Raw genomic sequence first — 21,852 nt, 5'->3', positions numbered from 1 at the left:
ATTTTATTCAGCCATATTAAGCCGTAGCCGCGGTTCCTTTGTTCCTGCGTACTTCCAGCACGATGGCCAGGACGAACACGAGGATCATTACGATAGACGACCATTTGGAAATGGCGTTACCGGTGTAATAGGCGGTCGGTTCAAACTTCATTTCAATTTTATGGGTACCGGCAGGCACTTTCGCCGCGCGCAGCACGTAATCTGCTGTAACGATCTCGCCGGGTTTGCCGTCGATATAAATGTTCCAGCCTTTAGGGTAGTAGATCTCGGAGAAAACGGCCAGGCCGTCTTTGCTGTTCGAGCTTTGATATTCCAGTGTATTCAGGCCGTATTTCGTCAGTTTGATGTAGCTGGCGGAATCTTTACCAAAGTTGTAACCTTTCAGGCTGCCTTCGAATTTACGGTTGATCACTGCGGTATCGGCCGGGTTAAAATGGTCGATGATCGCCATTTCTGCATCCGGGTTCGCTGCCCAGGCCACGCTGCTCACAAACCAGGCGTTACCGAGCGCAGTCGGATTACGCTGGTAGGTTGGTTTGCCGGTTTGCTGATCCCGGAAGATGATGTACTTGGTGTTCAGCATGTCCAGCACATGCATGTTTTGCCGGGAAATCTGCCGTTCGATCAGGTCCTGGTAAATCATCAGTTTCGCTGCGGAGTAACCACCTACGGACTTATGATGATAAGAGGTGAGACCATCATTGAAAGGGCCTTCCTGGCTGGTCATGTTAAGCACGCGGTAATACGGATCAGGATCTCTTTTGATTTCCTGGTCTATCGCACTGGGCGCAAATATATTCGCGTAATTCAGCAGTTTCAAAGTTCGATTTGTTCAGGTAGCGGTGCCCGATAAGGAACATGTCAAGACCAATGGCAGCGCCCGTCAGCAAAAAGAAAACACCCAGTTTAATGCGGTCTTTCAGCAGCAGCCAGATAAACACAGCTACAAGGAGGATAAACACCAGCGAGCGCAAAGCATCCGCCCTTAATACGGAAGCCCTGTCTTCAATGGTAGCCTTCATCAGTACATCCACCACCTGTTGGTTGCCGCCGGTCATCTGCATGTAGGTTGATGTTGCGCGGTCAGCTTCCCCTTTGCCATACGACATGCCCGCGTAGGAGAGGAGGAGAATGCCCACTACCACACCACCGGTAATGTATACCGCCTTTTTCAGCTGTTTCATCAGCACATCTTTACTGAGGCTGCCTGTTACCACTTCGTTCAATGCCCAGCAAGCCAGCAATGGCACCAGTACCTGCGGTATCACCAGCGAGGTGGAGGGAGCGCGGAACTTGTTGTAGAACGGCAGGTAATCGAACAGGAAGTAGTTGAGCATAGAGAAGTGTTTACCCCATGCCATGAATATGCCGAGCAGGATGGCGGCCAGTATCCACCATTTTTGCCAGTCTTTGATGATGAGCAGCGAAAGCACGAACAGCAGCAGCAGTCCTGCGCCGAAGTAAACGGGGCCTTCCGTAAATGGCTGCGGACCCCAGTACAGCGGTGCGTTTTCGGCTACCTGCTGCGCCATTTCGGGATTAGCGCCTACCTGGCGTAACGCATCATACGTTTTCGATTTGTCGCCACCCGCGTTTTCGCTGGAAGAACCGCCGTACAGGTTAGGTACAATAATCGTGAGTGTTTCAAAAGGACCCTGGCTCCGTGCAAAGGCATATTCTTTGTCGAGGCCTTTGTCTTTCGGCGCTGCCTGTCCGGCCTGACCTTCTTTCGTAAGACCGGTTGCCTCACCGCGGATAGAGAACTTCGTGTATTCGTAGGTGGTCCACAAACTTACGGTAGAAGGCAGTATCGATAACCCCGCCGCCACCATCAGTACCGCGGTCGTCTTTATATAGTTGCCGACAGTTTTGGTTTTAATGGCATGTACGAGGTAACCGATACCCAGTACGACTACCGTCAGCAGAAGATAATATACAATTTGATAGTGACCGTTGATAATCAACAAGCACAAGCTGATACAGGTGATGATGGCGCCCAGCAACAGCCGGCCTTTATAAGCGAGCAGGATACCCCCAATACGAAAGCGAAATAGGCGATGGATAAGGTTTTCGTATCGTGCCCGGTCGCAATGAATATGAGGCTGTTGGACGATAACCCGAAGGCGACCGCGCCAATCACGTTCACCCAATGCCTGAAGCCCATCACGTTTAAGAGGAAGTAAAAGCCCAACATGGCAAGCATGAGGAAGTTCATGGGTTTGGGCAGGAACAACGTGGCCAGTGGCTGAATGTACGCGGTGTAGTTGTCGGACATCAGGTAGGTCTGGTACGTGGGCATGCCACCGAACACGCTGTTCGTCCAAAGGGGACGAATGCCGGTGCTGTCGTGGTAAGCCCTGGCTTCTTCGCTGCTGGCCTTCCAGCTGATGTTATCGCTCTGGCGCAACTCCCGGCCGTCCAGTACAGGACTGCTGAAGGCGAGAGAAATAACAAGGAAGATCAGGATCGCATATAGATGCGGTAAAATTGATTTCAGCCAGTTCTGCTTCATCGCTGTTTTTTAGGTTTAGTTTTTTAAAGAACCAAAATAACTGTAATTTATCCGAAATTTCAATATGCGCTGGGTACGATTCCTGTTAAAGTTTACATTTATTTGCAATCTCTGCTTCTTGTTTTGCTTTATCGTACAACGCACCAACTACGCCGAATCACTCGGCAGCCTTACGAAAAGCGCCGCTGTACTGGGATTCCTCGTCGCTCCTTATATCAATATTGCAACGTTGCTGATCGTTATCATCGGCTTGCTGGCCAAAAAGTTCCGCTGGCACGAGGTACATCCTGTTATATTTGTATTGAATCTTCTTATTTTGCTCCTTCAATTTTACTAGATAAGTCACATGATCGCCGATATCATTAAGCATAAACCAACGCGGCTGTTCGTTTTCTTCGCCTGCTTTTTCGTGGCTAACGCCCTCATTGCCGAATCTATCGGCGGAAAGATATTTGTGCTGGAAGCCTGGCTGGGATTACCCGTACACACGTTTACATTGATGGGACAAAGCGGCCTGTCGTTCAGTCTTACCTGCGGCGTGCTGTTATGGCCGCTCGAGTTTGTGATGACGGACATCGTGAACGAGTATTACGGTAAAAAGGCCGTGAAGATGATTTCCTGGGTGGCCGTGGCGCTCATATCCTACGCCTTCCTTATGTTTTACATATCGATCGGTACGCCGCCGGCGGACTGGTGGGTGGTTAGCAAAACGGCGGAAGGTGTACCCAACTTTCAACACGCATTTTCCGCGGTGTTCGGACAGGGAATGGGTATCATCATTGGTAGCATTACCGCGTTCCTTGTGGCGCAGATCGTGGATGTAACGGTATTTCATAAGATCAAACAGAAAACGGGCGAAAAGCACCTGTGGCTGCGGGCAACCGGATCCACGGTAATATCGCAGCTGGTGGATAGTTTCATTGTGTTGTATGTAGCGTTTAAACTGTTTGGCAACTGGACCTGGCCGCAACTGATCACGGTGATGTGCGTGAACTACGCCTATAAGTTTACCGTGGCGGTGCTGTTAACACCGGTGTTGTACTGGATCGAGAAGCCCATCGAAAAATACCTTGGTAAAGAAACGGCAGCGCAAATGAAAGCGGCTGCAATGGATAAATAGTTTAGTATGACGTATATCAATGTAAGAGTTTACGGACTGATGCTCAACGAGCAAAAGCAGGTGCTGGTAAGCGATGAGTACATCCGTGGCGGCTATTATACCAAGTTTCCCGGCGGCGGGCTTGAAATAGGCGAAGGCACGATCGACTGCATGATACGCGAATGGAAAGAGGAGCTGGACCAGGACATTGAAGTAGTGGAACACATTTATACGACAGACTTCTACCAGAAAAATGCTTTTGATAATTCCTCCCAGATATTATCGATCTACTATCTTGTAAAACCCACTTCTCCCTTTACCTGCCGCTTCGGCGCCAAGCCGTTCGATTACGAGATTCCCGACGATAAAACCATCCAGCTGGAAGGGGTGCGCTGGGTGGACTGGCACGATTTCTCCTCGGATACGGTGACGTTGCCCATCGATAAAGTAGTAGCGGAAATTGTTAAAAAGAAATACGACTAGAACCACTTCTTCTTCATAAAATACCAGCTCATTACCACGGAAATAATGACCGAAAGAATGACCGGGATGTAGAAGGCATGCGGAGAGTGCTGGTAGGGAATTTCCACGTTCATGCCATAAACACTGGCTACGAGTACCGGGAAAGTAAGTACGATCGTGATGGACGTGAGGCGCTTCATCACGAGGTTGAGGTTATTGGAAATGATGCTCGCAAAAGCATCCATGGTGCTGCTGAGGATGTTGGTGTAGATGTTCGCCATCTCCAACGCCTGTGAAGTTTCTACCACCAGGTCGCTCAGGAACTCTTTTTCATCTTCATTCAGTCCCGTGAAGTTGGTACGTTCCAGCTTCATGAGCAGCAGTTCGTTGCTGCGCAGGGCGGTAACGAAGTACACCAGGCTTTTCTGGATGCGCATGAGGGCGAGCAGTTCCTCGTTCCGGTTAGAGTCGTAAAGACGTTGTTCCAACAGGTTGCGGCGCTGGTTAATTTCCTTCAGGTAGTCCTGGAAGTTCATGATCACCTTTTCGCAGATCTTCAGCACCATCATATTTTTCTTTCAGGATGACGGTTGTGAAAGGTGGTCAGGAATTTTTTGATCGCCGCGTTATCGAATGAATTAACCGTTAAAATCTGGTTGTGGGTGAGGATGATCACGATCGGGATCGTGATGTAATAACTGTCGCTTTCGTTGATGGAATTGTTTTCCGTAGGGGTTTTGATAACGATCAGTTTTACATTGTCCTCCAGTTCAAAGCGGCTCCGTTCGTCGATGTCGAGGGAGTCGGTAAGGAAGTCGAGGGGAATGTCCAGTTCCTCGGACAGCTGTTCAAACTCCGCCTGTTTAAGGGGCGGGGTAATATTCACCCAGGCGCCGTTTTCGGCCTCCCGGATTTCTATCGTTTTTGCGTCAACATTTTTGAAATACTGGATCATTCGGGCGCAAAGGTAGGGAATTACCTTTAGCAATGCCCTTCGGGGCGTAAATTCATCAGATTTTAATATTGATATGGTAACTGGCTGGTTTTCAGCAAAAATGATAAAAGCCAGCCCCGTATATCGGCGACTGGCTTCGTTATATAGAAATAATTTCTATTGTATTTTGATATCACCCTCGAACACCAGCGTAGCGGGCCCGCAGAGCCAGATGTCGTGGAATGCGCGTTCGTCCGATTTGGTGAAGCGTACTTCCAGCGGTCCGCCCAGCGTTTGTACCGGGATCACATATTCCTTCAGCTCAGGGCCGGCGGCGGTGAGGGCGGCGGCAGTTACGCCGGTACCGCAGGAGAAGGTTTCGTCCTCCACACCCCGTTCGTAAGTACGAACGAAAATGCCTTTATCCAGCTGCTGTACGAAGTTTACGTTGGTGCCCACCGCTGCGAAGCGCTCATTATAGCGGATGCCGCGACCTTCCCCGAAAACGTCCACTGCCTGTACATCGGCTACTGGCTTTACGAAGTGGGGCGACCCCGTGTTCAGGTAAAAATACATGGGGCCGGCTTCTACCCAGCTCACGTCCTGCATTTTCAGTTCTACCCAGCCGTTTTCACGGAAAATAGCTTCGTGGGGGCCATCGGAAGCAATGAAACTCACTTTTTCACCAGGAATGCCCATTTGTTTGGCAAATGCAGTAAGACAGCGGCCGCCGTTACCGCACATGCTGCCAGGTTTGCCATCGGCGTTGTAATACTTCATTTCGAAGTCATAGCCGGGATGGTTGTTCAGCAGCATGAGGCCATCTCCGCCCACGCCAAAGCGGCGGTCGCAGAGGAAGTGTACCTGTTCGGTGGTTAGTTCGTTGTAGGCGCCGGTACGGTTGTCCATGATCACGAAGTCGTTGCCGGTTCCCCGGTATTTATAAAAGTGAATGTTCATATCAAGGGTAAAATTACGATGTGGAAGCGGAAAAGCAATAGGTGGACTATTTTGCGGCGGTGGCGAAATGATAATCCCCTGATCCCACCTTTAATACGGTATACCCATCCTTTACCCCGATCATCTGCACATCGGACGAAAGCGCCTTGCCGCCTTCGGTTACCGTCGCGTTACCGGGTACATACACCGTTGCCGTCGTATTCGCCGGTATCTCCACATCCATCAATAATTGCCCGTCCAAGATCTTCCAGCCGGAAGTCAGTTTCCCGTAATTGGTCTGGTAGCTGGCCGCGGCCTGTGTTAATCCGCCGCCAATATGTGGTTTGATCGTGATTTTCCGGTAACCCGGCGCATCATCTTCCGTATCGATGCCTACCATTACCCGGTACATCCAGTCGCCGATGGCGCCGTAGGCATAGTGGTTAAATGAGTTCATGGAAGCCTCTTCAAAACTGCCATCGGGCTTAATGCCATCCCAGCGCTCCCAGATCGTGGTGGCGCCTTTTTTACGGGATACAGCCAGGAGGGATAAGTTTCCTGCAGCAGCAGGGTATAAGCCATATCGGTGTGACCAAAACGGCTCAGCACATGGCAAAGGTAAGGTGTGCCTAAAAAGCCGGTGGTAATATGATTGCCGTATTGTTTGATGTTCGCCACAAGCCTGTCTGCCGCCTGCGTGCGCAGGCGTTCGGGCAACAGGTCGAACTGTAAAGCCAGTGTATAGGATGTTTGGGTATTACTCACGGTAGCGCCGTTGGGCGTCGTGTATTCGTTCACGAAAGCTATTTTGATTTTTGCCAGCAGCTCGGTGTAAGCAGTGGCATCGGCAGTTTTGCCCAATACCTTCGCGGTATTGATCATCATTTGTACAGAATTGGCGTAGAAACATTGCGCGATCAGGTACCTGTCGGTGATGGCAGATCTGCCGAATACGTCGTTGTTCAGGCTGTAGAACAGCCAGTCGCCGTAATGGTGGCCTGTCTTCCATAAATGATCGGGACTTTGGGCGGTTATATAATCCACCCACGCTTTCATGGAAGGGTATTGATCTTCGAGGATTTGTTTGTCGCCATAAGCAATGTACATGTTCCAGGGAATGATCGTAGCGGCGTCGCTCCAGCCGGATCCGCCCTGTTCTGAACCGATCATATTGGGAATCACTTTCGGTACGCTGCCGTTGGGCTCCTGCTCGGCAGCCACGTCTTTCATCCATTTGGAAAAGAAGTTATCGACGCCGCGCAGGAATGAAGCGGTGCGGAAGAATACCTGTGCGTCGCCCGTCCAGCCCAGGCGCTCGTCGCGCTGCGGGCAATCTGTCGGCACGTCCAGAAGTTGCCGCGAAGCCCCCATTCGATGTTTCGCTGCAATTGGTTCAGCAGGGGATGTGAACTCGTAAAGCTGCCCGTTTCCGGCATCGCGGAGTAAAGTGCCACCGCTGTAAAATTTTCCGGTTTAATATCGCCGGGGTAGCCTTCCAGTTTAATGTAACGGAACCCGTGCCAGGTAAAGTGCGGCTCCAGTATTTCTTCGTTGTCGCCGCCCAGATGTAGGTGTCGCGGGCTTTCGCTTCCCGCAGGTTTTCTGTGTAGAAGTTGCCGGCCTTGTCCAGCACTTCCGCATGCGATACTTCAATTTTATCCCCGCTCATGCCTTTCGCTTTGATCACGACCCAGCCGGCGAGGTTCTGACCGAAGTCGAGTACCAGCTCGCCTTTGGGCGTGTGAATCACCCCGACAGGTTTGATCGTTTCATGTTTTTTTACCGGCTCGTTGTAAGTGGCCAGTAATATATCTTTCAAAAAGTTCTCTTTGCGCACGCCTGACCAACCGGCATCATCGTACGCTGCCTGCGTCCAGCCTTTTTTGTCCAGTCGCGCGTCGTAGGTTTCGCCATGATATAACTCCGCATAGCGAATGGCCCCGGTGGCTGATTTCCAGCTGTCGTCCGATAAAATACTGGCAGTACTGCCATCTGTATAGGTAATATCTAACTGGAATAATAAAGCAATGTCCTTGCCCCACACATTCGTATGCCAGCCAATATTGCCTCGGTACCAGCCGCTGCCCAGCGCCACGCCAACAGCATTGGCGCCCTGTTGTACGAGCGGTGTTACATCGTACGCCTGGTACTGCAGCCGTTTCTGGTATTTGGTCCAGCCCGGCGTGAAGTATGCATCGCCTACTCGTTTGCCATTAATGTGCGCTTCGTAAATGCCGTGTGCGGTAATATACGCGGTGGCGGATTTTATCTTTTTATCTGCCTTAAAACTTTTACGGAAGATAGGAGAGGCGCGCAGACTGTCTTCCGCGAACCCGGGCGTAATCCAGTCCGCTTTCCAATTAGCCGCCTTCATCAGGCCTGTTTGCCAATAGGCAGGAGCGCTCCAGGCCGATGCCTGCCCTTTGTTGTCCCACACCCGCACCTGCCAGCTGTAACGCGTGCCTGGTTGCAGGGGAGCGCCGCTGTAACGTACGTGGACCGACTGATCGGAAGTTACTTTACCGGTACTCTGATTATTGATCTTCAGCTCATACGCGGTTTGCAGCGTATTGCGTTTGCCGGATACCAGCTGCCAGCTGAATGCAGGTTGCTGCTCGTCCAGCCCCACGGGGTTCACGAGGTTTTCTGTACGGAGCGCCGTTACTTTCAACTGGGCCAGGGCCGCCACCGAAAGGACGGTGGAGATCAACAAAAGGACTGTCTTTTTCATAACATTGGATTAATGGGAGCTTTAATATAATAGCTTTCCCGAGATAGTCCAATCATAGTCAATGAAAAAATCAGTAAAAAGTGCCCAATGATTTATGGGATGACTGCAATGATCTGCAGAGCTTCCGCGATCAGTCGCTCTACCGCCGCACCGCCGTCCTTACTGAATTCCTTCGCAATACGGTTGGCCACGATGGCGCTGATGGACAGGCAATGATGCCCGAATACGCGCCCCATGCCGTAAATACCGGAAGTTTCCATTTCAAAGTTGGTGATGCGGTGCGCGTCGTAGCCAAAGGAGGTAAGGTCGTCGATCAGCTGCGGATTGGCGAGCGCGCCACGCAGCACGCGGCCCTGCGGTGCATAAAAGCCGGGACAGGTAACGGTGATACCTTTGTGGAACCCGTTGGTGAATTCGGCCGATAACCGTTCGGACGCCGCTACCAGGTAAGGGTTCACGGAGCCTTCCACCAATGTCACGTCGGTGGCGAACGATTCCAGCATATCACGCTCTTCCCGGGTATTTTCGTATACATAAAAGGGGAGGAGGTTGTCCAGTCCCAGCCCGTGGGTGGACACCACGAAGCTGTCTACCGGAATATCCGCCTGCAGCGAACCGGAGGTGCCCAGCCGGATAATATCCAGGCTTACCGGGTGCTCTTTCACGGTACGCGTTTTTAAGTCGATATTTGCCAGTGCATCGAGTTCGTTGAACACAATGTCGATATTGTCGGTGCCAATGCCCGTAGATACCACGGAAATGCGTTTATTGCCGATATAGCCGGTATGCGTGACAAATTCACGATGTTGCCGCAGTAACTCCACCTTATCGAAATGTTTGCTCACGGCGCGCACCCTGTCCGGGTCGCCTACCGTGATAATGGTGGTGGCGAGTTCTTCGGGCAGGAGATCGAGATGGTAGAGGGCGCCCCTGCTATTTAGTATCAGTTCGGATTCGGCTATTTGTTCCATATTTTTTTGATTTATTTGCAATTAGATTTGGCAAATATCTAGAATTTACTACTTTTGCAATCCCACAAAACACAAAGATGGTTCGATGGCCGAGTGGCTAGGCAGAGCTCTGCAAAAGCTCGTACAGCGGTTCGAATCCGCTTCGGACCTCCAATATGTTTTTCGAAAGCCGCTCCAGTAGCGGCTTTTTCTTTTCTGTAGCGAGTTTCGGGCGATTCCAGTTTTGTCATTAGTTGACATTTGCGACACTTTTTGGACTATTTTGTTTTACCATAGTTTTACGGAAGCATTTAAAAAAGATTAACTACGGCCATTGCCTGCATAAAGAGGTTTTCCTAAAGATAGGATAAATAGCAGGGAGAGGCCCGGAGTTATCGGTTATTCTGTAGAATACAGTCCTAAGCATAAACAAACGGCAATGAAATTAACAATACTCCTCATTTTTAGTATCATACCCATTTTGGCTTCGTGCAATGGGCAGGCTTCTAATTCGAAGAATCATGCTGTCCATTTAAAAGAAATAAATGCAAAAGGTGACACTGTAAAAGAACTTGGAAGCAGTATTATGGTGGTTTACCAGGATAAGAAAAATATATATTGGTTTGGTAGTTGGAAAACAGGAGTGTACAAATATGACGGTAAAACGTTGATTAATTATACAACAAAACACGGTTTATATAGCGACAGAGTTGATGATATAAAAGAGGATAACTCGGGCAATATATATTTCGCAGGTATGACCCTAAATTCGACAATAACAAAGTTTGACGGAAAATCATTCACCAATATGATAGCCACCCCAAGTAATGAATGGAAACTTGAAGCGAATGAATTGTGGCTAAAAATGCCTATCAAGCGAAACAGAAAGTTTACCGCTTTGATGGAAATACCTTTTATGAATTGACACTCCCCAAGCCGCCAGGACTTGACAATCCTTTTGATGTTTATAGCATTTATAAAGACAGAAAAGGCAACATCTGGTTTGGCACAAATCCGGTTGGGGTGTGTCGTTATGATGGGAAAAAATTCGATTGGATTACAGAAGAGGATGTGACAGAATTTCGCAATGAAGGGGCGAATGGAGTGCGTTCAATGACGGAGGACAAGAACGGTGACTTTTGGTTCAATACGGAAAAACGGTATAGTATTTACGACAGCACAACTTTAAGAAGCAACAAATTTTATACAAGACACGAAAGCATAGGCAGTTTAGATGGGAAAAATACAGGCGGTCTAAATGAATTTCTTTCAACGGTAAAAGACAACGGGGATAATTTGTGGTTTGTAACGTATCGTGATGGAGTTTGGAAATATGACGGCGCAAAAATTACGCACTATACCGTTAAGGACAACTCAAAAGACATTACTTTATTCAGCATTTACAAAGACAATAATGGCGGTCTTTGGCTTGGAACACACGAAAATGGGGCATATAAATTCAATGGAAAGACATTTGAAAAGTTTAAACCATAGCGCCCAAAAAGTAAGATTGTCCACCTTTTTCCTCAAAAAATCCACAATAACGTCCAACCCCATATTATATTTATCGACACATAAATTCCACAACTAACGTCAGCCATCGTTATCATGCCGAACTTTTTGCGCAAAAGAAATTTTCTGATTACGGCCTCGTTGCTGGTACTGCTCGGTATTGTCCCGTTTTTCCTCCACGGCGACAGGCATATCGATTATAATACGGATGTTAAACCCATTATCAATAAGAAATGTATTTCCTGCCATGGTGGGGTAAAGAAGCAGGGTGGTTTCAGCCTGTTATTCAGGGAGGAGGCGTTGGCCGAAACGAAAAGCGGCAAGCCCGCCATTATTCCCGGCGATCCCGATGGAAGTGAAATGATCCGGCGTTTAACATTGAAAGATGAGGAGGAGCGCATGCCTTATAAAGAACATCCGCTTGCGGAAGAGGAAATAGCGGTGTTACGGGCGTGGATAAAACAGGGGGCAAAGTGGGGGACGCACTGGGCGTATGCGGCCGTTGAAGAACAGGAAATACCCAAAGGGGAGCGGCGTTTGTTAGGTTTATTGCCGGCAAAGTCCAATGACTGGGTGCGGAGTGATATTGATTATTTTGTTTATGATAAACTGAGGGAGCAAAAGCTGACAACTGCTCCTGAGGCTGATAAAGCCACTTTGTTGCGCCGCGCCAGCCTGGATATTACCGGGCTGCCTCCTTCAGAAAAGTTGGCGCAGCAGTTTTTGAACGACCAGGATGCCGGGGCATACGAGCGATTGGTGGATAGTTTGCTGGCCTCACCGCAATATGGCGAACGATGGACGTCGATGTGGCTGGACCTCGCGCGTTATGCCGATACAAAGGGATACGAGCGCGATGGCTACCGCTCCATCTGGCGGTACCGTGACTGGCTGATCCAATCATTTAATGAAGATAAGCCCTACAACACCTTTTTATTGGAGCAGGTGGCGGGCGATCTGCTGGCAGATCCTACCGACGCGCAATATATCGCGACTGCTTTTCATCGCAATACCATGACGAATGATGAAGGTGGTACCGATAACGAGGAATACCGCACCGCAGCCGTCATGGATAGGGTAAATACCACCTGGGAAACATTGATGGGTACTACGTTTGCCTGCGTACAATGTCACAGTCATCCCTATGATCCTTTCAGGCATGAGGAATATTACCAGTTCATGGCTTTTTTAACAATACACGGGATGAAGATACTTACGAGGAATATCCCGTCCTGCGGGAGTACAAAAGCGCAGATAGTGTAAAGTTTCAAAAGCTCAGTGAATGGCTGCAATTACATGTATCAAAAGAAAAGAAGGCAGAGTTGATCCGTTTTGTTAAAACCGGGCAACCGGCCATCAATTCTGTGGTATGCGATGAATTTGTAAACAGTGCATTGGCCGATACGAAGTGGCTTTCCCTGAGAAATAATGGAAGCGCCCGTATTAAGAAGGTAGACCTGCGCACAAAAGACCAACTTATGTTCCGGTATGCAACCCGGCAGGAAGGAGGGATGTGGAGCATTCATCTCGATAGTCTGAACGGACCACTGTTCACAAGCATTCCGCTGAAAGTGACGAAGGGCTGGAATGTTGCCACGGTAACGATTCCTGTCGAAGCAGGTGTACATGATCTATGGTTTAAGTATAAAAATCCAAATCTTAAAACAGCGGAGGAGAATGGGGCTGATTTCAGCTGGTTCCATTTCACGCAGGCGTTCCCTGGTAGCGGTGAACCCGGTTACGATTCCGCCAGGCAGCAGTATTTCGACCTCGTGAGTTCTTCTCAATATACTTCCACCCCGATCATGGTCGATGGGCCGAGTGACCTGTTGCGCACGTCTAATGTGTTTGAACGTGGCAACTGGATGGTGAAAGGCGCCGAAGTGAAACCCGGGGTGCCGGCAACATTAAATCCCATGCCGTCGGGGGCGCCGTCGAACCGGTTAGGATTGGCGATGTGGCTGACGGATAAAAAGAACCCGCTGGTATCCCGCACTATTGTTAACCGCATCTGGGAACAGTTGTTTGGCCATGGTTTGGCTGAAACCCTGGAAGATCTTGGCACGCAGGGTATTCCGCCCACCCACCGGCAATTGCTCGACTATTTATCCCGGCAGCTGATGCATCGGTATAACTGGAGCTTAAAAACATTGATCCGGGAGATAGTGCTGTCATCCACTTACCGGCAGTCCTCCATTGCTTCACCGGAGGTGATTGAAAAAGATCCATCAAATAAATGGTATGCCAGGGGGCCACGGGTGCGGTTGTCTGCCGAGCAGTTGCGCGACCAGGCATTGGCCGTGAGTGGATTGTTAAGTCCCAAAATGTTTGGCAGAAGCGTCATGCCTTATCAGCCTGCCGGTATCTGGCTTACGCCTTATAACGGGGAGTCATGGCGGATAAGCGAAGGAGAGGATAAGTATCGCCGTGCTTTATACACGTACTGGAAACGCAGCGCGCCTTATCCGGCGATGATGATGTTTGATGGCGCGGCGCGGAACGTGTGTGTGGCGCGTCGTATTAATACCAACACCCCGTTGCAGGCGCTGGTGACATTAAACGATTCTTCTTACCTGGTAATGGCCAGGAACTTTGCCTATGAGTTAAAGAAAGGAGGCATCACGGATGCAGGGCAGCAGATAAAAAAAGGCTATCAGCAAATGATGTATAAGCCTATTAGTGAGGAGAAATTAAAGGCGCTGAACGGTCTTTACAGGCAATCCCTGCAGGTATTTACTGCAGATAAGCAGAAAGCCACGGAAGTGATCGGCGAGGACGATCAACATAATAATCCGGAAACAGCAGCCATGGTCGTTGTGATGAATGCCATGCTGAACCTGGACGAATGGATAACAAAGAATTAGTTTCACTATGACGCAGAAAGAATTACACAACGAACGTTTAGCTGCGGAAGCCAGGCAAAAGGAGTTGCAGTTCTGTACCCGCAGGCATTTTCTGAAAGAAAGCGCCATGGGGTTTGGCGCACTGGCGCTGGGTTCGTTGCTTGGCAGTTGCGGTAATAATATGGGTATGACTTCGCCCCCGGCGTTCGATGCCGCGCATCCCCTGGCGCCGCGCATGCCGTTTTTTCCCGCCAAAGCAAGGTCTGTTATTTACCTGCACATGGCAGGCGCGCCGTCGCAACTGGAGTTGTTCGACTACCCCGAGCTGGCAAAGCTGAACGGGCAGGATTGTCCGCCGTCGTTACTCGAGGGAAAGAAGTTTGCGTTCATCCGGGGTGTGCCTAAAATGTTGGGGCCACAGGCGAACTTCAAACAGCATGGCAACAGTGGGTTGTGGGTGAGCGATTACCTGCCGCATTTTTCTTCTATCGTCGATGATGTTTCGATCATAAAATCGGTTACGACCGATCAGTTCAACCATGCGCCTGCACAGTTGCTGATGCATACCGGCAGCGCGAGGTTAGGCCGGCCAAGTATTGGCTCGTGGGTGACGTATGGTTTGGGTACGGAGAACCAGAACCTGCCTGGCTTCGTGGTGCTGACGTCCGGCGGTAATAATCCCGATGCCGGTAAAAGCGTGTGGGGAAGTGGATTTTTACCAAGTGTGTACCAGGGCGTGCAATGCCGCAGCGAAGGCGATCCTGTTCTGTTCATCAATGATCCGAAAGGCATTGACCGGGATTTGCGGAAAGCTTCTATCGATGCGATTAATAAGGTAAACCAGGAACAGTATAAGGAGTTTAATGATCCGGAAATTCTGTCGCGTATTTCACAGTATGAGATGGCTTATAAGATGCAGATCTCTGTTCCGGAAGTGATGAATATTAATGACGAACCTGAATATATCCGGGAGATGTATGGCGCACAGCCGGGCAAAGGAAGTTTCGCCAACAATGTATTGCTTGCGCGTAAGCTGGTAGAGAAAGGAGTGCGGTTTGTACAGCTGTTCGACTGGGGCTGGGATTCTCATGGTACCGGGGCCGATACCGCGGTTGATATTGGCCTGGTCAACAAATGCAGGCAGGTTGATAAGGCGATGACGGCATTGATCCTTGATCTGAAACAACGAGGATTGTTAGACGAAACACTGGTGATATGGGGCGGCGAGTTTGGCCGTACACCCATGCAGGAAAATCGTGACGGAAAAGAGATGCCGTTTAAGGGCCGGGATCACCATGCAGAAGCCTTCAGCATGTGGATGGCAGGTGGTGGCGTAAAGGGCGGCACTACCTACGGCGAAACGGATGAAATCGGGTACAGCATCACCAGCGGCAAAACAGATGCCTTTGATATACAGGCCACCATCCTGAATCAGCTGGGTTTCGACCATGAGAAATTTACGTATGAATTCCAGGGACGACCCTTCCGCCTGACCGACGTTGGCGGAAAAGTAATGACAGATATTCTTGTATAACAACCGATCATCGCAATGAACCAAAATCGCCGCAATTTTATTAAATCTGCTACCTCAGCCACCGCTGCTGCTTTGCTTACGCCTTACGCGTCCATCGCGGAAGCGGAAAAGCCACTTTTCCCCGCTAACGATAAATTCAGGTTGCTGTTCATGCAAACCAATTGGGGATTCCGTGGCAGCCAGGACGAATTCTGTGCCGCGGCAAAAAAAGAAGGGTATGACGGTATTGAAGTATGGTGGACGGAAGACAAAAAAGCACAGGAGGAATTGTTCGCCGCATTACGTAAACACAACCTCCAGGTAGGGTTTTTATGTGGTGGATCACAAAGTAACTGGCAGGAGCATCTTGCCACGTTTAAAAAGAACCTGGATGCGGCCGCCGGCAATACGATTCAGAAGCCCCTGTACATCAATTGTCATTCCGGAAAGGATTATTTTACGTTTGAGCAGAACCAGCAGTTCATCGCCTATACCACGCAGAAGCGCCGGGAAACCGGCATCCCGGTGTATCATGAAACACATCGCGGCAGAATGTTGTTCGCCGCCCATATCGCCCGGCAGTTTATGGAAAAGAACCCGGAACTGCGTTTAACACTCGATATATCGCATTGGTGTAATGTGCATGAGAGTCTGCTGGGCGATCAAAAGGAAACGGTGGATCTGGCCCTGGCAAGAGTAGGGCACATACACTCCCGCGTAGGCCATGAGCAGGGGCCGCAGGTAAATGACCCGCGTGCACCGGAATGGGATAATGCCGTGAAGCAACACCTGGCGTGGTGGGATAAGGTGGTGGAACGAAAAAGAAAAACGGGGAACAACTGACCATCTTAACGGAGTTTGGTCCGCCGAATTACATGCCCACGTTGCCCTATACCCGCCAGCCGCTGGCCGACCAGTGGGCCATTAATGTGCACATGATGAACATGCTGAGGAAACGATATGAATAAACAGATAGTTAAATAGTTATGTTATTGACGTTTTTGGGTCGTTTCCATCCCGTGCTGGTGCACCTGCCCATCGGTATCCTGTTAATTGCAGCAGTGTTCTACGTACTATCGCTGCGTGAAAAATACAAAGCAACACAGCAGGCTGTCTCTATCGCCTTGTTACTCGGCATGTTGAGCGCGGTCGCTTCCTGCGTTACGGGTTATTTGTTATCGATCAGCGGAGACTATGACACCGATATGGTGAGCACGCATAAGTGGATGGGCTTTGCAGTAGCTGCCGTGGCCATCGTGGCTTACTTTCTTCATACGAGAAAAAGCAACGCCGTGAAGTGGGTGATGGGGTTAATGACAATGTTACTTTTCATCACCGGGCACTCCGGCGGTTCACTGACGCACGGTGCTGATTATCTTACTAAGTCTGTTTCGGCTACTGTAGAAAAAAAGGAGCGCAAGCCCATCGCCAATGTGCAGGAAGCTGTGTTGTATACCGATGTTGTTCAGCCGATCCTGGAGGAGAAATGCTACAGTTGCCACAATGCGGCCAAACAAAAAGGCGGGCTGCGGCTCGACGGGGCCGAATGGATCGGCAAAGGGGGAAAGCAGGGGGCCGTGGTAGTCACGGGTAATGCGGAGGAAAGTGAGTTGATCAAAAGGGTACTACTGCCCAAACAGCATGAAGACCACATGCCGCCAAAGGAAAAGCCGCAGCTGACGGAGAAAGAAGTGGCCCTGCTGCATTGGTGGATCAATGCAGGTTTGTCGTACGATAAAAAGGTAAAAGACCTGAGCCCAACAGAGAAAATAAAGCCGGTATTATTGAGCCTGCAGTCAGCAGCGCCCGGTGCACCAAAAGCAAAACCACAGCTCCCTGAAGATGCTGTTACAAAGGCAGATGCAGGCGCAGTAGAAAAGTTAAGCGATAGAGGAGTGGTGGTATTGCCCGTGGCACAAAACAGCCATTACCTGATGGCGAATTTTGTGACCGTACAGGATTTGAAAGCAGCAGATATGGAATTGCTGCTGCCCGTTAAAAAACAGCTGGTGTGGTTAAAACTCAGGAACCAACCGGTGAATGATGCTATGTTGGCCACTATTGCCCAATGCAAAACGATTACCCGGCTCGACCTGAGCAACACGAAGATCACCGATGAAGGGTTGGCCCAGCTGAAGCAACTGCCCAACCTGCAAACACTTCACCTGGTTGGCACACCGGTTACGGCCAAAGGGTTGCTGCAATTGAAGGATATTAAGACGTTACAGGACGTTTATATTTATCAATCTGCCGTTGATAAAAATTCCTATGCCACGTTAAAAGCGGCCTTTCCGAAAGCGACCATTGACACAGGGGGATACAACGTGCCGACACTAACTGGTGATACGACGGAGTATACAAGACCCCGGAAAAGTAGAACCGGCTGCTCCCGCAACCGGTTCCGTGTTCATATTTATTTCACCGTTACGCCCGCTGCTTTCAGCATCAGGTTGTGTAACTCAAAGTTCTTCACGAACGGCTTTAAAAGCCCCGATCCCGGTCCAAACATGGCCAGCTCTACGTAGTCCCCGGAGTGGTCCATGCTCCCCCAGCCAATAGGTACATAATTTTGCTGGATCATAGCCAGCTGCCGGTACGGGAGGTTCGTCGTATTGTACAATCCACCTTCGTCCGTTTTGCGGAAATGCTCCAGCAACGATGTGGCTTCCTCGCTTTTAATTGCGTAGCCATGCGCCGCTTCCATGCGCTCGATCACCTGCGCGGCGCTCATATTGCCTTTCATGCCAGACAGGATCCACTCGTTCGTGTGTTTAAACGCCTGTATTTTATCAAAACCTGCATTGGCTTTATTGCTGTAAAAAGGCCCGGATTGGCGTTGCCGTGGTCCGTGGTGATGATCACCAGGGTGCTGCCGTCTTTCTTCGCGAATTCCAGCGCTACCCCTACTGCTTCATCGAACGCCAGCTGGTCGTACAACAGGGCGCCCGCATCGTTGGAATGTGCGGCCCAGTCGACCTTACCACCTTCTACCTGCATCACGAACCCTCTTTTATTGCGGTTCAGTTGTGCAATGGCCTTGCTGGTCATCTGCGCCAGGGAAGGAATGTCTTTTTATCATTGTTAGCGTCCGGGGTGTAGGGCAGACCATTGTCGCTGAATACGGCCAGTAAAGGTTTTTGGGAAGATGCGGATACCTGCTCCATCGCGGTGCCTGTCTTAACTACTTCGTACCCGGCCGACACGAAATCGGCGTATACGTCGCGTTTGTCCTTTCTTTTGGCGGCGTCGAAAAACTCGTTACCGCCACCCATCATCACATCGAACTTCAGCTCCGTGTATTGCACGGCAATTTCTTCCTGGTCGCCGCGGGATCGGCTGTTTACACAAAAGCCTGCGGGAGTGGCGTGCGTGATGGGCACTGTTGTTACGCAGCCGACGGATTTGCCCGCGGCTTTAAACTTCTGAAGAATAGGCTGGTAGGCTTGTCCATTGGCGCCCACGTTAATGCTGCCGTTCGGCACCCTTACACCACCGCCCCAGGAGGAGCTGGCCGCGGCAGAATCGGTTACCAGTGAACTGGCTGATGCAGTGTCCATCAGCGCGCGGGTGCCCTGGCCGGTTTCGTATAATGATAACCAGTTGGTACGGCGGCCTTCTTTGCGTTGCAGCAGCATGTCGGCCATGTTTAATGTACCGGTGCTCATGCCGTCGCTCACCATAAAAATGATATTCTTAGCGGAACCGCCTTTAGCTTTTTTTTTTTCGCCGGTAGCGGCAGCCATGGCGCCCAGCGGTCCCAGGAAAGGAGCTGCAAAGAGGCCCAGCCCACCGTTACGGAAAACTTTTCTTCTCATGTGTCTGATGTTGAAATGTTGCTGCAAAATTATACGCGGATCATGAAGCAGTGTATTATGATATTGTTAAGCAAAAGAATCCCGGCCATGATGATGACCGGGATCGCATTAAATGGAAAATAATTTATCTTATTGGTCTTTAAGGCATTCAATAGTGCATCCATTTCCGTTACATATGGTTTACCGGGTTATACAATCGGTCTAAGGTAGCACAAATTGTCGGTTTCGTTCTATTTGTCCCGCTGCGGCAGCTGTTACTTTGTGTTAAATGCTGAACAATGAAAAAGTATCTATACAGCCTGTTCATCGTACTGCTGCCGGCCATTGCCCGCAGCCAGAACCGGGCAGGCTCCTCTACAGCAAACATTGCGCCGTGTGTCATGGCGACAACGGCGCACGCAGACGTTTTGGCGCGAGCGACCTGCAACGCAGCGGGTTAGCCGATACCTTAATTATCCGGCAAATCACCCGCGGAAAAGGTGTCATGCCTGCATTTGCCAGGCGGCTCAGCGCCGGCGATATCAATACCCTTATGAACTACATTAAAACTTTACGGAACAGTTAAATTTATGTTATGCCTACCTTCTCCAACATTGTACTATTCATCACTACTATCTTAAGTGCCCTCATGGCCGGCCTGTTTTATGCATGGTCCATTTCCGTGATGCCGGGGCTGGCCCGCATATCCGACCGGGCTTTTATAGAAGCCATGCAGGGTATGAACAGGGCTATCCTGAACCCGGTGTTCTTCATCGCGTTCATTGGCTGCGTGTTCCTGCTGCCTGCCTCCGCGTGGCTCTCTTTCAACCGTCCGGTATCGCTGCGGTTCATGCTGGTGCTCGCGGCTGCAGCGGTTTACCTGGTCGGCGTGTTCGGCGTAACCGCCGCGGGGAATGTGCCCTTAAATGAGTCGCTTGATAAGTTTCAGTTAGCCGGCGCTGCTTCGGAAGACCTTGCCACTTTTCGCCGCCACTTCGAAGCCAGCTGGAACCGTTTTAACCAGGTACGCACGGTGGCCGCGTTCGTGGTGTTATTGCTGATGGTAGCCGCCTGCTGGTGGCGGGAGGTATGATTGGAATATCGCCAAACAATTACTATTTTGGAACCGCAGCGACGTTTGCCCCAACACAGGCGTTGATTATTAGCAGACCCAAAGTATGTATCTGAAGAACGAAAGAAGTTATACCGGCCACATCACCCGGTACACCCTGTTGCTCGCTGCCTGTGCGGCGTTATCGCTCATAACCCTGCAAGAAGGTGTTGTTTACACCACGGCGATTGTCCCGGCAATCTGGTGTATCATCATCGCGCAGCCCTACACGGAACGTATTGATGTACACGGCGACCTGCTGGTGGTTACCCGCTATCGCTGGTTGTTCAAATCCGAATCTGATTATCCCCTGAACGACCTGGTACTGCAGCACGTGAAGGCGCTTGATCATGGCGCCTCGTCCTTGTCCATGATCAGGATCAGCGCCCCGGGGAAAAAGGATTTCGCTATCGGCAGCAAGGATGGTTTTTCCGCCGAAAGTCTGCAGCAGTTCGTAGATTTTGTGTCTACCCGAAAAGCACAATTGGTGTAGGCATGCCGCCTATTTATGATAGATGGGGTTCGCTTCAGTAAATACTCCAATGCATTCTTATAGGCATCATCTGTATTAAAGAACGATTGCCGTTCCTGTGAAAAACACTGGCGCCTTTATCGTTGTACACATTCAGCAATACCACGCTTTTATAAGCCTGTGTGTTGGTCGAATAGGTAGAACTGCTTCCGCGGTCGGTGGTTTTATTCGGGTTTTTCGGATCTGTCTTAGTAGTATTGTTGCCATAAGTGTTTGACTGGTAGGTCTGCGTGGTTTTATCTACCGTTACCAGTGCATCTACCACGTATTCCACGCCCATGATGTTACAGATGTCATCCATGCTAAAGCTCTTGATATTGTCTTTGTTCACACCGGCCTTTAATAACAGGGCATTGGTGGTGCGGGGATCGAGAATGGTGTTTAGTCCCGCATGTTTGCTCAGTTGCGCGTAACACTCCGCCTGTGCCCGGTCTGCCAGCGGATCAGCGGTTGCTTGTCCGTCGCGGATGAACGAGAATGGCAGGATGCCGATCTTATTGCGGTGATCTTCCGGGGCAATAGCAACAGCGCCGGGGGCCGCAGCCGGAACGGCAGCATCGGTGCGCCCCGGTTTGGTAATCACTTCCTCCCGACCGGAGGCAAAGGTAATTTTCAGGATTTCCGACTTTTTAATGTTATAGACCAGCGTTTCGCCGGTGTAGGTGAATTTAACCGCGTCTTCATTCATTTCCAATACTTTACCCTTTAGCTGGTCGCCATTGAGTTTGAGGATAACATCGGACTTGTCCTGGGAAAAGAGGGGAAGGGCGCAAATCATAAAGATCAGGGTCGTCATCAAACGTTTCATACAATGCATTTTTAAGTGAATGGTTACCAAATATACGGTAGAAATGCCGTGCTTGCATGCCGTATTAACCCAATGTTATTTCCGGTTGAGAAATCCGGGGTCCTTCGAACCC

Annotated in this window: 26 protein-coding genes, 1 tRNA gene and 2 pseudogenes; 15 read left to right on the top strand and 14 right to left on the bottom strand. The window is 50.1% G+C overall.

From position 1 onward, the window contains the following. Positions 1–16: 16 nt before the first annotated feature. From MKQ70_RS12805 to MKQ70_RS12795, 3 genes are read right to left on the bottom strand one after another with little or no spacing between them, the layout of a single operon-like run. Positions 17–820, bottom strand: coding sequence for a YfhO family protein (locus tag MKQ70_RS12805; protein ID WP_248071430.1), 804 nt, complete (start codon positions 818–820; stop codon positions 17–19). Then, positions 750–2,003 (bottom strand): hypothetical protein, encoded by a 1,254-nt coding sequence (locus tag MKQ70_RS12800; RefSeq protein WP_248071428.1) that lies wholly within the window; start codon positions 2,001–2,003, stop codon positions 750–752. The genes MKQ70_RS12805 and MKQ70_RS12800 overlap by 71 nt, the downstream gene beginning before the upstream one ends. Next, on the bottom strand, positions 1,961–2,512 hold the full coding sequence (locus MKQ70_RS12795) for a hypothetical protein (protein WP_248071427.1): 552 nt from the start codon (positions 2,510–2,512) through the stop codon (positions 1,961–1,963). Before MKQ70_RS12795 ends, MKQ70_RS12800 begins: the two co-directional genes overlap by 43 nt. Positions 2,513–2,630: 118 nt before the next feature. On the opposite strand from MKQ70_RS12795, the gene MKQ70_RS12790 reads away from it, so the two are divergent. From MKQ70_RS12790 to MKQ70_RS12780, 3 genes are read left to right on the top strand one after another with little or no spacing between them, the layout of a single operon-like run. Then, positions 2,631–2,849, top strand: a complete 219-nt coding sequence (locus MKQ70_RS12790) for a hypothetical protein (RefSeq protein ID WP_248071423.1) — start codon at positions 2,631–2,633, stop codon at positions 2,847–2,849. A 9-nt stretch (positions 2,850–2,858) separates the two neighbouring features. Continuing rightward, positions 2,859–3,632, top strand: coding sequence for a queuosine precursor transporter (locus tag MKQ70_RS12785; protein ID WP_248071420.1), 774 nt, complete (start codon positions 2,859–2,861; stop codon positions 3,630–3,632). A 6-nt stretch (positions 3,633–3,638) separates the two neighbouring features. Continuing rightward, positions 3,639–4,094, top strand: a complete 456-nt coding sequence (locus MKQ70_RS12780; protein WP_248071419.1) for an NUDIX hydrolase — start codon at positions 3,639–3,641, stop codon at positions 4,092–4,094. On the opposite strand, the gene MKQ70_RS38370 is transcribed toward MKQ70_RS12780, so the two are convergent. From MKQ70_RS38370 to MKQ70_RS12750, 7 genes and pseudogenes are all read right to left on the bottom strand, one after another. Continuing rightward, complete coding sequence (locus tag MKQ70_RS38370; RefSeq protein ID WP_282456437.1) at positions 4,091–4,642, bottom strand: magnesium transporter CorA family protein; 552 nt, start codon at positions 4,640–4,642, stop codon at positions 4,091–4,093. The two genes, MKQ70_RS12780 and MKQ70_RS38370, sit on opposite strands and share 4 nt — an antisense overlap. Beyond that, on the bottom strand, positions 4,639–5,028 hold the full coding sequence (locus tag MKQ70_RS38365) for a CorA family divalent cation transporter (RefSeq protein ID WP_282456436.1): 390 nt from the start codon (positions 5,026–5,028) through the stop codon (positions 4,639–4,641). Before MKQ70_RS38365 ends, MKQ70_RS38370 begins: the two co-directional genes overlap by 4 nt. 156 nt (positions 5,029–5,184) lie before the next feature. Further along, a complete protein-coding gene (gene dapF / locus MKQ70_RS12770) occupies positions 5,185–5,967 on the bottom strand; it encodes a diaminopimelate epimerase (protein ID WP_248071417.1) in 783 nt (260 codons plus the stop codon). Positions 5,968–6,013: 46 nt separating this feature from the next. Then, positions 6,014–6,403 (bottom strand): alpha-L-rhamnosidase C-terminal domain-containing protein, encoded by a 390-nt coding sequence (locus tag MKQ70_RS12765; RefSeq protein ID WP_248081314.1) that lies wholly within the window; start codon positions 6,401–6,403, stop codon positions 6,014–6,016. Positions 6,404–6,418: 15 nt separating this feature from the next. Beyond that, positions 6,419–7,290 (bottom strand): annotated as a pseudogene (locus MKQ70_RS12760) (alpha-L-rhamnosidase-related protein); the annotation flags it as partial. After that, a pseudogene (locus MKQ70_RS12755) lies at positions 7,173–8,677 on the bottom strand (family 78 glycoside hydrolase catalytic domain). The pseudogenes MKQ70_RS12755 and MKQ70_RS12760, both read right to left, overlap by 118 nt. A gap of 92 nt (positions 8,678–8,769) precedes the next feature. Then, on the bottom strand, positions 8,770–9,648 hold the full coding sequence (locus MKQ70_RS12750) for a nucleoside phosphorylase (RefSeq protein ID WP_248071410.1): 879 nt from the start codon (positions 9,646–9,648) through the stop codon (positions 8,770–8,772). Positions 9,649–9,727: 79 nt separating this feature from the next. Between MKQ70_RS12750 and MKQ70_RS12745 the strand changes: the two genes are divergently transcribed. The 8 genes from MKQ70_RS12745 to MKQ70_RS12710 all read left to right on the top strand — a co-directional run bounded on the left by MKQ70_RS12745 (position 9,728) and on the right by MKQ70_RS12710 (position 18,020). Next, positions 9,728–9,801 (top strand) — tRNA-Cys (locus MKQ70_RS12745). Positions 9,802–10,066: 265 nt separating this feature from the next. Beyond that, on the top strand, positions 10,067–10,552 hold the full coding sequence (locus MKQ70_RS12740; protein WP_248071409.1) for a hypothetical protein: 486 nt from the start codon (positions 10,067–10,069) through the stop codon (positions 10,550–10,552). After that, the gene (locus MKQ70_RS12735; RefSeq protein WP_248071400.1) at positions 10,483–11,121 is read left to right on the top strand and encodes a ligand-binding sensor domain-containing protein; all 639 of its coding nucleotides are present in this window, start codon (positions 10,483–10,485) and stop codon (positions 11,119–11,121) included. Before MKQ70_RS12740 ends, MKQ70_RS12735 begins: the two co-directional genes overlap by 70 nt. Positions 11,122–11,235: 114 nt before the next feature. Continuing rightward, positions 11,236–12,402, top strand: coding sequence for a DUF1549 domain-containing protein (locus MKQ70_RS12730; protein WP_248071399.1), 1,167 nt, complete (start codon positions 11,236–11,238; stop codon positions 12,400–12,402). Between the two features lie 59 nt (positions 12,403–12,461). Beyond that, on the top strand, positions 12,462–14,003 hold the full coding sequence (locus MKQ70_RS12725; protein ID WP_248071397.1) for a DUF1553 domain-containing protein: 1,542 nt from the start codon (positions 12,462–12,464) through the stop codon (positions 14,001–14,003). 7 nt (positions 14,004–14,010) lie between these two features. After that, positions 14,011–15,516, top strand: coding sequence for a DUF1501 domain-containing protein (locus MKQ70_RS12720; RefSeq protein WP_248071395.1), 1,506 nt, complete (start codon positions 14,011–14,013; stop codon positions 15,514–15,516). A 15-nt stretch (positions 15,517–15,531) separates the two neighbouring features. Beyond that, the gene (locus MKQ70_RS12715) at positions 15,532–16,338 is read left to right on the top strand and encodes a sugar phosphate isomerase/epimerase family protein (protein WP_248071393.1); all 807 of its coding nucleotides are present in this window, start codon (positions 15,532–15,534) and stop codon (positions 16,336–16,338) included. Between the two features lie 143 nt (positions 16,339–16,481). Next, positions 16,482–18,020: a c-type cytochrome domain-containing protein gene (locus tag MKQ70_RS12710; RefSeq protein ID WP_248071391.1), complete on the top strand. Its 1,539-nt coding sequence runs from the start codon at positions 16,482–16,484 to the stop codon at positions 18,018–18,020. Here the strand turns inward: MKQ70_RS12710 and MKQ70_RS12705 are convergent. Genes MKQ70_RS12705 through MKQ70_RS38355 form a run of 3 tightly spaced genes read right to left on the bottom strand, consistent with a single transcriptional unit; the run spans position 17,909 to position 19,310 of the window. Continuing rightward, positions 17,909–18,238 carry a hypothetical protein gene (locus tag MKQ70_RS12705; protein ID WP_248071389.1) on the bottom strand — a complete coding sequence of 110 codons (330 nt, stop codon included), beginning with the start codon at positions 18,236–18,238 and terminating at the stop codon, positions 17,909–17,911. The genes MKQ70_RS12710 and MKQ70_RS12705 overlap by 112 nt on opposite strands. Next, complete coding sequence (locus MKQ70_RS38360) at positions 18,235–18,543, bottom strand: alkaline phosphatase (RefSeq protein WP_282456434.1); 309 nt, start codon at positions 18,541–18,543, stop codon at positions 18,235–18,237. Before MKQ70_RS38360 ends, MKQ70_RS12705 begins: the two co-directional genes overlap by 4 nt. After that, positions 18,540–19,310 carry an alkaline phosphatase gene (locus tag MKQ70_RS38355; RefSeq protein WP_282456433.1) on the bottom strand — a complete coding sequence of 257 codons (771 nt, stop codon included), beginning with the start codon at positions 19,308–19,310 and terminating at the stop codon, positions 18,540–18,542. Before MKQ70_RS38355 ends, MKQ70_RS38360 begins: the two co-directional genes overlap by 4 nt. A gap of 278 nt (positions 19,311–19,588) precedes the next feature. Between MKQ70_RS38355 and MKQ70_RS12695 the strand changes: the two genes are divergently transcribed. The 4 genes from MKQ70_RS12695 (at position 19,589) to MKQ70_RS12685 (ending at position 20,893) form a co-directional block, all read left to right on the top strand. Further along, positions 19,589–19,750: a hypothetical protein gene (locus tag MKQ70_RS12695; protein ID WP_248071388.1), complete on the top strand. Its 162-nt coding sequence runs from the start codon at positions 19,589–19,591 to the stop codon at positions 19,748–19,750. Beyond that, on the top strand, positions 19,684–19,875 hold the full coding sequence (locus tag MKQ70_RS42190) for a c-type cytochrome (protein ID WP_372489969.1): 192 nt from the start codon (positions 19,684–19,686) through the stop codon (positions 19,873–19,875). The genes MKQ70_RS12695 and MKQ70_RS42190 overlap by 67 nt, the downstream gene beginning before the upstream one ends. A 9-nt stretch (positions 19,876–19,884) precedes the next feature. Then, positions 19,885–20,382 carry an anthrone oxygenase family protein gene (locus MKQ70_RS12690; RefSeq protein ID WP_248071385.1) on the top strand — a complete coding sequence of 166 codons (498 nt, stop codon included), beginning with the start codon at positions 19,885–19,887 and terminating at the stop codon, positions 20,380–20,382. 85 nt (positions 20,383–20,467) lie between these two features. Beyond that, positions 20,468–20,893 (top strand): hypothetical protein, encoded by a 426-nt coding sequence (locus MKQ70_RS12685; RefSeq protein ID WP_248071383.1) that lies wholly within the window; start codon positions 20,468–20,470, stop codon positions 20,891–20,893. A gap of 34 nt (positions 20,894–20,927) precedes the next feature. Here the strand turns inward: MKQ70_RS12685 and MKQ70_RS12680 are convergent, their stop codons facing one another. After that, positions 20,928–21,740, bottom strand: a complete 813-nt coding sequence (locus MKQ70_RS12680) for a hypothetical protein (protein ID WP_248071381.1) — start codon at positions 21,738–21,740, stop codon at positions 20,928–20,930. Positions 21,741–21,852: the final 112 nt, after the last annotated feature.

Source organism: Chitinophaga sedimenti (genome assembly GCF_023156195.1).
In the GTDB taxonomy this organism is placed as follows: domain Bacteria; phylum Bacteroidota; class Bacteroidia; order Chitinophagales; family Chitinophagaceae; genus Chitinophaga; species Chitinophaga sedimenti.
This window is presented reverse-complemented; position numbering and strand designations above follow the sequence as displayed.

Excerpts from the sequence above, each read along its gene's own strand:
- MKQ70_RS12795 (WP_248071427.1), bottom strand. The coding sequence starts at position 2,512 with ATGAAGCAGAACTGGCTGAAATCAATTTTACCGCATCTATATGCGATC.
- MKQ70_RS12785 (WP_248071420.1), top strand. The coding sequence starts at position 2,859 with ATGATCGCCGATATCATTAAGCATAAACCAACGCGGCTGTTCGTTTTC.
- MKQ70_RS12780 (WP_248071419.1), top strand. The coding sequence starts at position 3,639 with ATGACGTATATCAATGTAAGAGTTTACGGACTGATGCTCAACGAGCAA.
- MKQ70_RS38370 (WP_282456437.1), bottom strand. The coding sequence starts at position 4,642 with ATGATGGTGCTGAAGATCTGCGAAAAGGTGATCATGAACTTCCAGGAC.
- MKQ70_RS38365 (WP_282456436.1), bottom strand. The coding sequence starts at position 5,028 with ATGATCCAGTATTTCAAAAATGTTGACGCAAAAACGATAGAAATCCGG.
- dapF (WP_248071417.1), bottom strand. The coding sequence starts at position 5,967 with ATGAACATTCACTTTTATAAATACCGGGGAACCGGCAACGACTTCGTG.
- MKQ70_RS12765 (WP_248081314.1), bottom strand. The coding sequence starts at position 6,403 with ATGAACTCATTTAACCACTATGCCTACGGCGCCATCGGCGACTGGATG.
- MKQ70_RS12750 (WP_248071410.1), bottom strand. The coding sequence starts at position 9,648 with ATGGAACAAATAGCCGAATCCGAACTGATACTAAATAGCAGGGGCGCC.
- MKQ70_RS12740 (WP_248071409.1), top strand. The coding sequence starts at position 10,067 with ATGAAATTAACAATACTCCTCATTTTTAGTATCATACCCATTTTGGCT.
- MKQ70_RS12730 (WP_248071399.1), top strand. The coding sequence starts at position 11,236 with ATGCCGAACTTTTTGCGCAAAAGAAATTTTCTGATTACGGCCTCGTTG.
- MKQ70_RS12720 (WP_248071395.1), top strand. The coding sequence starts at position 14,011 with ATGACGCAGAAAGAATTACACAACGAACGTTTAGCTGCGGAAGCCAGG.
- MKQ70_RS12715 (WP_248071393.1), top strand. The coding sequence starts at position 15,532 with ATGAACCAAAATCGCCGCAATTTTATTAAATCTGCTACCTCAGCCACC.
- MKQ70_RS12710 (WP_248071391.1), top strand. The coding sequence starts at position 16,482 with ATGTTATTGACGTTTTTGGGTCGTTTCCATCCCGTGCTGGTGCACCTG.
- MKQ70_RS12705 (WP_248071389.1), bottom strand. The coding sequence starts at position 18,238 with ATGAAAGGCAATATGAGCGCCGCGCAGGTGATCGAGCGCATGGAAGCG.
- MKQ70_RS38360 (WP_282456434.1), bottom strand. The coding sequence starts at position 18,543 with ATGACCAGCAAGGCCATTGCACAACTGAACCGCAATAAAAGAGGGTTC.
- MKQ70_RS38355 (WP_282456433.1), bottom strand. The coding sequence starts at position 19,310 with ATGAGAAGAAAAGTTTTCCGTAACGGTGGGCTGGGCCTCTTTGCAGCT.
- MKQ70_RS12695 (WP_248071388.1), top strand. The coding sequence starts at position 19,589 with ATGAAAAAGTATCTATACAGCCTGTTCATCGTACTGCTGCCGGCCATT.
- MKQ70_RS12690 (WP_248071385.1), top strand. The coding sequence starts at position 19,885 with ATGCCTACCTTCTCCAACATTGTACTATTCATCACTACTATCTTAAGT.
- MKQ70_RS12685 (WP_248071383.1), top strand. The coding sequence starts at position 20,468 with ATGTATCTGAAGAACGAAAGAAGTTATACCGGCCACATCACCCGGTAC.
- MKQ70_RS12680 (WP_248071381.1), bottom strand. The coding sequence starts at position 21,740 with ATGAAACGTTTGATGACGACCCTGATCTTTATGATTTGCGCCCTTCCC.